The organism is Microbacterium sp. (genome assembly GCF_011620715.1).
Taxonomy (GTDB): Bacteria; Actinomycetota; Actinomycetes; order Actinomycetales; family Microbacteriaceae; genus Microbacterium.
On the sequence record NZ_WOYP01000110.1, the window covers coordinates 1 to 7,849 of the forward strand.

Sequence of the window (7,849 nt, forward strand, 5' to 3'; positions counted from 1 at the left end):
ATCTGCATAGCGAAACGATCCCACACGCGCGCGGTGATTGGCCCGCGAGCGGATCGCTCAGCAGCACGCTGATCGGAAGTAGGAACACTGTGACAGTGTGGACATGGCTCGGTGTGACCCTGGCCGCGACTTAGACCTCGTTTGAACAACGTAAGGGATAGGCAATCATGCAGTTCGGTGGAGTCCTTCCGGAAGACGCGCCCGACCCGCGGTTCGAACGCGAACAGCAGCTCCAGCGCATGCCGATCCCCGTCTTCGAGTTTGCTCACCAGCGTTCTGTGGGGGTCACCGACATTGGCGTCAGCTCCGGTACCGATGAGCGCGGCATGAACATGATGAGTGTGAGTGTCTCGGCGACATTGTGGCGAAACCCGGATGATAAGTCTGACCCGGTGAATCTCGCTGACCTCGATGACCAGACGCGTCGTTCGCTCGAGGAAGTCCCGCCGTGGCCGCGTCCAACCTGGCTGCTCGAGTACGTCGAACGCATGCGGTACCCGACACTGTGGGACGCAGTGCGAACTTGGTGGCATCGTGACGAGTCCGAGTACACCACGCTCCCTTACCTCCTCGTCCATCACGCGAACCACATCCTGGTGAATCGTTTCCGCGATCAGCTCGGACTCGGCCTACACGTCTGGGATTCCCCCGCGCTAACCTCGGAGCGCGTGGTCCGCCATGGGGTCGACGTCATTGTCGATGACCTGCCCGTGATCGGCGCAGAGATCGACACGGACCCGTTTGTCTACGCCATCGGCGCGAACCTCCCGAGCGGCGGGACACTCACTGCTGTCATTTCCCGCGAGCATGTCGAGTATGTCGACCTCAAATTCGCGCGGCGGAAAGCCAGCTAGTACGACCGGTTGATGAAGTGGCGGTCGATTGCCGCGACGGGCTCCGGGCCGCTGCGGGATCCGCAAACCCGGCGGAGCGAGCCGGCTGCTCCGGTCGGCATAAGGTGGACCCAGGCGCACTCGGGCGTTCTCGGTATATGCGGATGCTGCGGTGATCATCATTCCCAACTCTGTCAATTCGGGAGCAACGTGCTTGTGACACGCGGTCTCATTCAGCGCACCATGTGTACGTTCGTTGCTTTGGGGTTGGTCGCCGGGCTTACGGCATGGTCTCGATGACTGTCTTGTCGACACCGAGCAGAGTTCGCCATAGCCTTGCATTCCGCACGCCGTTTCCCGTCTGAAAGTTTCTTTTCCTTCAACAGTCAGAAACCTAGACAGGAAGCGGCGTGCGGCCATCACGGCACTCCGAAAACACCCACGGACATGTCAGAAGCGCCGAATTTCAACCTGGATTCCAGATCAGTGCCTGTGCCCGGCGCCTTGGGGCTACTTCTTGTGGCCCTGGTTTCGGGCGGTAGGGTGCCGGGTATGGATCCTCTGGGGATGCGAGTAGTCCGGGTTGAGGGGGGATCGGTCCGACCGCTGGGGTCGTGGGTGTATGTCTGGGTCGATGTCGATGAGCGGGCCATCGTCTATGTCGGCGGTACTGGCTTCGATCCCGAGCTACGCGCCCACCTCCATGTGACGAGCGAGGATCCCGACCACGGACGGGTCCGCGCGACGGTCCCACACCACGACGAGCGCAGATTTGACGTGCTGGCATTTCCTGTCCCCGATCACGTGGAGCGCGCGAAGGCCAAAGAGGCGCTACTTGCCGCGCTGAGTGTGCGCGGCCTCTTTGTGTCGGATGTTGGGGGAACCGACCTTCCCAACCTGACCGCACCGATGGTGTCGGCCATAGAGCAGCGGCTGCGGTCGACATGAGCCAGGTGCCGCGAACGCGAAGGCACTACCCTCGCGAAGCGGACGCGGCACTACGCGCCGGCATCTGAGGCTGTGATCGTCGTTTCGTGCAGGGGACCTTGGGAAGAAGTTGCCCGCACTCGCCCAACAGGTGACAGATCCGCGCGCTGGTCGGTGCAGACGACTTTGAGAACTGACAGGTCGCGACAACGCGTTACGCCGATCGGATGCCGATCCCTCTGCGGCCGGACCAGATCAGCCAGCCATGGTTCTTGACGTCCGCTGGGTGCCGCCGCACGTGTCTGGCACAGGTCAGGTGTTGTGAATCAGGTCCACAATCTGCTGGGGGTCATCGTCTGGCGCGAGCGCGATCGTGACCTGGTCACCGTCCAGGGCTTCCATCACTGCGACGGCAGCAAGCAATTCGTCGCCGACTTTGAAAACCAGGCGCGCTTCTGCTCCGGCCAGTGCGGCCTGGCCCGTCAGAGAGTTGAGGACGCTCGCCCCCTCGGCAGAAAAGGTCACGTCAACCGCGTTCCGTTGCGCCGTATCGCTGACAGCAGCATCGTCGACGGCGGCTTGCTCGAATGCTGTCGGGAGGATTACCCACTCGCCACCGACTGCGGTGCACTGTGGCTCGGAACCTTCGGCGCACGTCTCTGAGACGGCCAACTCGATCACCCCTCCATCGGACGCCTGACTCTGATCGGTGTCAGTCGCACCGGAACATCCGCACAGACCCATCGAGACAAGGACGACGAGAGCGAGCCGGCGTATGCGAAAGGTCATTGGTCTCCCTCAGTTAGGACACCGGGACCGGACACTGGCCAGGCATCCGTCTCAACGCTAAGCGACTGGTCGGATGCGCGCTACAGGGCGGCGCCCGGAAGCCGATCCATCATCGACGATCAGCCGTGCAACGCGCAGGCGTTGGCGCGGCGTCAACGCCGCATTACCGTGAGACACGAGAACCTCCAGGTCTTCGAGTGGGTGTCTAAGCAGCTCCACTCTGCCTGGAGGTTCTCGTCACATCACGACGTCCAGATCAAACAACGTCCCTGGGCACTACAGCTAGCGGATCCGCATACGCCTCACAGATCCAGATGGAGTGGCAATTCAGAATGGTGATCGCGCAACGAGTTGTTGCGCGATTTGCAGGGCGTCTCGAGCGACCGGGGAAGTACAGGCTACGGTCCCGAGATGCGAGTCCAAGCCGTGGTGCCTTCCGCGTGTCGCGCTGCATCGCTCGACGAGGGAACGATGGCCTCGCCCGCGCGACGGGTGTCGTCGCGAACTGCGTGACGCGCACGCACGCCTTCCCGGAGCCGCCACGCGATGGCCGCGAGGAAGAACACAACAATCAGGATGACTGCTACGAGTTCCGCCATGACCACACACTAGGGCTTCGGCAACAGGATCGAAGCGGGCATTCATCGAGAGTTCATCCTGTTGAGGACACCGCGCGAGCGATTCGCTTGACCGCGCGCCGTTCAGGGATGGCATCGCGGCTACGCGGGCAGCGGACGATTATGCCTGTTCCGTGCGGCGCTGCAGGTACTCTCGGAACTTCGGCGCGGTGTACAGGTACTGGCCCTTTCTCGGTCGGTACAGCACATTCGCCTTCACAAGCCGCCCCAAGAGAACATTTACGTTGTCGTTGGACTTGGTGGACGCGTCATTCAGTTCCGCGACAGCAAGCGGAGGATAGGTGCACTGTGCCGAAGCCAGAAGTAGATCCTGCTCGGCGGGAGTGAGTGACTCGACGCGAGGTTCGTAAAAGTCAAGGTCGAGACGCTCGTGGATGCGATCCTCGATGGCGTCGAGCACGGCGACGTTGATTTGAGGTGTGCCGGCGTCGTTGGCCGCATCCCAGAGTTCCGCTCCCCACAGCTGAATGAAGTACGGGTAGCCTTCTACGTCCGACACCACACGGGTGACTAGGTCGGGATCGGCGGTGATCGTTCCCGCGGATGCCAAAGGCTCTGTGAACGCCTTGGATGCATCTTCGAACCCGAGGGAGTCGACCTTGAATCCGCGGAACATTCGCTCGCTGTATGTTCGAGCGCTCAACAAGTTGACCGCCAAAGTAGGAAGCCCGCAGAGTACAAGACTTATCGGGACTCCCTGCTTCTGCAGAGTGGATACGGCCGCGATCAGCGAAGACAGTGGATGCGATCCAGTCGCCGACTTATCGTCGACCAGCACCTGAGCCTCGTCGAAGAAGAGCACAAGTCCGCGCTTTTCGGCTTTGAGGGCCGCCTCGGTTACCTCGAGTAGGAGGGCTGCGACGTCATGCGTCGCACGGTCAAGGTCGCCAGCAAGGCTCCATTCGAACCCCTCGAAAGTGACCGTGGCCATACGTCGCAGCGCGTTCACCGCCTCGGCGGCCGCCTGCCGCACCCGTTCCATAGTTGAGAGGCGTTTAGCGAGCTCGGTCGCCTGGCGTGTGAGGAGAGCGTGGAAAGTGACTTCGTCGCAGTGCCGCGGCTCCAACTCCGTCGCGATCGTGGCGAAGCCCATCTCCTCAGCAACCTCCTGCAGTCGTTTGAGTAGAACCGTCTTGCCTACTCCGCGAAGGCCGGTGATCCGAGCGTTGCCTGGAATGTCTGGCGTCCCCTCGAGGACCCGGCGGAACTGCGCGATCGGGGCATCTCGTCCAGCGAGGTACTCCGGCTGCAGACCAACGCCTGGCCTGAAGGGGTTGCGAGGGGGCCGGATCATGACCCAATCCTAACGACCTAAAGGATCGGTCTTTAGGTTCTTCAGGTGACCCAATCCAAGCAACCAAAGCTGACTTCTTTAGGTGTTTCAGGGAGCCAAGCCCGATGAAGATGGTCACGCCCTCCAAGTGGCGGGATCCGACCGCGAATCGCGCCGACAGCGCCGCGTTCGTTAGAGGATCCGCTTGCGGGCCGCCGGGACTCGAGCTCAGGTGGACACCTTTCGCGGCCGATGACCTCGCAGCAGCTGGACATTTCTCGAGTAGATAGCCCGCTCTGATGCGGGCTCGGTGGACAAGTCGTGCCGGTCCCTACACCGCACCTGACTGCCCGATCCCTCGTCTGGCCGGAGAACGGCAGCGGCGAGCAGGTTCTTGACCTTGTCACGTCGGTTCAGGGCGATCAACTGAGCGGCGATGTAACCCGCGCACCGATCCAGGCGCGAAGGATCAGCTTCCGCAACTCGTCGAACCAGAACACGGCGGAGGCCATCGCGAGGCAGGCCGCCCACTGCCATGGCGCGAGAGAGGCCGTCCCGAAGGCCAGCTGCAGGAAAGGCAGCTCGACGACCGCGACCTGGAGCAGCGCGGACAGACCGAGTGCGCCCCACAGCCAGCGATTCTGGAAGAGCCCGCGGAAGGCGCTCGTCGTGGCCGACCGCGAGGTGAGCGTGGTCAGGAGCACCGCGAACACCAGCGTGGTGAAGCCCCCCGTCCGGGCCACCACGAGCGTCTCGCTGCCGCCCGGGATGAGCCCGCCGGGCAGGAACAGATCGATGGTCGCGAGCGTGACGATCGCCGTGACGAGTCCGATCGACAGGATGGTCGCCCACATCCCGCGATCGAGGACGCGCTCGTCCATCCGCCGCGGCGGCCTGGCCATCACGTCGTCGATCTCCGGGTCGACACCCATGGCCAGGGCCGGGGTGGAGTCGGTGACGAGATTGATCCAGAGAATCTGCGTGGCCAGCAGGGGGAGGACAACGGGTTCGGCGCTCGCGCCGCTCAGGCCGAGCACCCCTGCGAACATGACGCCGAAGAACACCGTCATGACCTCGCCCATGTTGGAGGAGAGCAGGTAACGGAGGAACTTGGTGATGTTCTGGAGGATGACCCGACCCTGCCGCACCGCGGCGACGATGGTGGCGAAGTCATCGTCGGCGAGAATCATCTTCGACGCCTCCTTCGTCACCTCGGAGCCGGTGATCCCCATCGCGATCCCGATATCGGCCGATTTGAGGGCGGGTGCGTCGTTGACCCCGTCGCCGGTCATCGCAACCACCTGCCCGTCCGCCTGAAGGGCGTCGACGATTCGCAGCTTGTGCTGCGGCGCCACCCGCGCATAGACCGAGACGGCGCGCGTCGTCTCCCGCCAGCCGTCCTCGTCGAGTTCGTCCAGCTCCTTGCCGGTCGCCGCGCGGTCGCCGTCCTGGATGATCCCCAGATCGACCGCAATGCGGGCGGCCGTGGCCGGGTGGTCGCCGGTGATCATCAGCACCCGGATGCCGGCACGGTGCGCCTCGGCGATCGCGGGGGCGGCCTCGGGGCGCGGCGGGTCGGTGATGCCCACGACGCCGACGTAGACGAGGTCGTGCTCGAGTTCCTCGCCGAGCACCTCGGACTCCTCGCCGAGCGGGCGATAGGCGACGGCGATGGTGCGCAGCGCCTGCGCGGAGAGCGCTTCCACATCAGCGAGAAGCCGCATCCGCTCCGGCTTCTCGAGGGGGACCACCTCGTCGCCGTGCTGCACGGCGACGCAGCGCCCGAGCAGGACATCCGGGGCGCCCTTGGTCATGACCGCTCGCCAGCCGTCGTGACCGCGTCGCTGCACGGAGGACATGAGCTTCCGTTCGGAGCTGAAAGGGATCTGCGCCTGCTGCTCGAAACGTCCGACATGCTCGATGATGCCCTCGAGCTTGCGGGCGGCGACCAGGAGCGCCCCCTCCGTCGGATCACCCTGGACATGCCATTCGCCGTCGCGCTCGAACACTTGGGCGTCATTGGTCAGCGAGCCGCCGGTGAGCACCTCGCGGGCCTCCAGCAGCGCGGCCGCCTCCGCATCGGGCGGCCCGTCATACAACGCCGTCCCCTCCGGACGGTACCCGACCCCGGTCAGCGCGAAGGAGCCGGACGCGGTCACCACCCGCACCACCGTCATCTCGTTCTTGGTGAGGGTGCCGGTCTTGTCGGAGGCGATCACCGAGGCCGAGCCGAGCGTCTCGACCGAGTTGAGCTCCTTGACCACCGCGTTGCGCCGCGCCATGCGCATCACCCCGATGGCCAGCACCACGGAGAGGATCGCCGGCAGCCCCTCCGGCACCGCCGCCACCGCGAGCGACACCCCGAGCAGCAGCACGGTGACCAGCCCGCTCAGCGAGTCGACCCGGCTGACCCACGCGGTGACGACCATCACCACGGCGGCGATGGCGAGAACGGCGATGCCGAGCACCCTGCCGATGGTCGCGATCTCCTTCTGCAGCGGGGTGTCATCGGCCCTGGTGCGTTCCAGCAGCTCGGCGATCGCCCCCATCTCGGTGTCCATGCCGGTCGCGGTCACGATGGCACGGCCGACGCCCCGACTCACCTGGGTGCCCTTGAAGACCATGTCCACCCGATCGCCCAGCTGAGCCGGCGCGGGGAGCCGACCCGGGTCCTTCGTGACCGCCTCGCTCTCGCCGGTGAGTGATGCCTCCGAGACACGCAGCGCGCTGACGCTGACCAGCCGCGCATCCGCCCCCACCGAGTCGCCCTCGGCGAGCGCGAGCACGTCGCCGCGGACCAGCTCCGTCGAGGGGACGGATGCCAGGTGCCCGTCGCGCAGGACCGTCGAGCCGGCCGCCACCATCCTCCGCAACGCGGCGACCGCCATCTCGGCCCGGCCCTCCTGGACGAGACCGAGCACGGCGTTCAGCACGATCACCGCCAGGATGACGAGTGCGTCGATCGGGACGCCAGGGGCGCCCTCCGCCACCCAGGCGAGCAGTGAGATGACTATCGCGACGATCAGGAGGATGACGAGCGGGCTGCGAAACTGCGCCAGGACTCGTCGCCACAGTGGGACGCCAGGCGCTTCCCGGAGCTCGTTGGGACCTTCCGCGGCCAGCCGCCGGGCGGCCTCGGCGGAGCTGAGTCCGCTGGCGAGGTCGACCCCCAGCTCAGCGGCGATCTCCTGTACGTCGCGGATGGACGGGTCGCCCGATTCCGGCGGGACCGGCATCCGTGCCGGACCGCCGGAACCATCCATGGCTCCCATTATCGGCTCTTCGCGACAGAGGAGGCAGCAGGTGCCGCGTCGTCGGTCATAGATGCGCGTCACGCCGCCGAAGCACGAGGATGAGCAGGACGAATGCGACGGCCTGGGCGATGACGA

At 65.0% G+C, this 7,849-nt stretch carries 5 protein-coding genes; 2 read left to right on the forward strand and 3 right to left on the reverse strand.

What is annotated here, in order from left to right; genetic code table 11:
- The first annotated feature begins 167 nt into the window (after positions 1–167).
- Complete coding sequence (locus QZV84_RS10615; RefSeq protein WP_292829246.1) at positions 168–854, forward strand: hypothetical protein; 687 nt, start codon at positions 168–170, stop codon at positions 852–854.
- 597 nt (positions 855–1,451) lie between these two features.
- Complete coding sequence (locus tag QZV84_RS10620; protein ID WP_292829248.1) at positions 1,452–1,781, forward strand: hypothetical protein; 330 nt, start codon at positions 1,452–1,454, stop codon at positions 1,779–1,781.
- A 291-nt stretch (positions 1,782–2,072) separates the two neighbouring features.
- On the opposite strand, the gene QZV84_RS10625 is transcribed toward QZV84_RS10620, so the two are convergent.
- The 3 genes from QZV84_RS10625 to QZV84_RS10635 form a co-directional block, all read right to left on the reverse strand.
- Positions 2,073–2,441 (reverse strand): hypothetical protein, encoded by a 369-nt coding sequence (locus QZV84_RS10625; RefSeq protein ID WP_292829250.1) that lies wholly within the window; start codon positions 2,439–2,441, stop codon positions 2,073–2,075.
- Between the two features lie 846 nt (positions 2,442–3,287).
- Positions 3,288–4,481, reverse strand: a complete 1,194-nt coding sequence (locus tag QZV84_RS10630; RefSeq protein ID WP_292829252.1) for an ATP-binding protein — start codon at positions 4,479–4,481, stop codon at positions 3,288–3,290.
- A gap of 401 nt (positions 4,482–4,882) precedes the next feature.
- Positions 4,883–7,723, reverse strand: coding sequence for a cation-translocating P-type ATPase (locus QZV84_RS10635; RefSeq protein WP_292829254.1), 2,841 nt, complete (start codon positions 7,721–7,723; stop codon positions 4,883–4,885).
- Positions 7,724–7,849 lie beyond the last annotated feature (126 nt).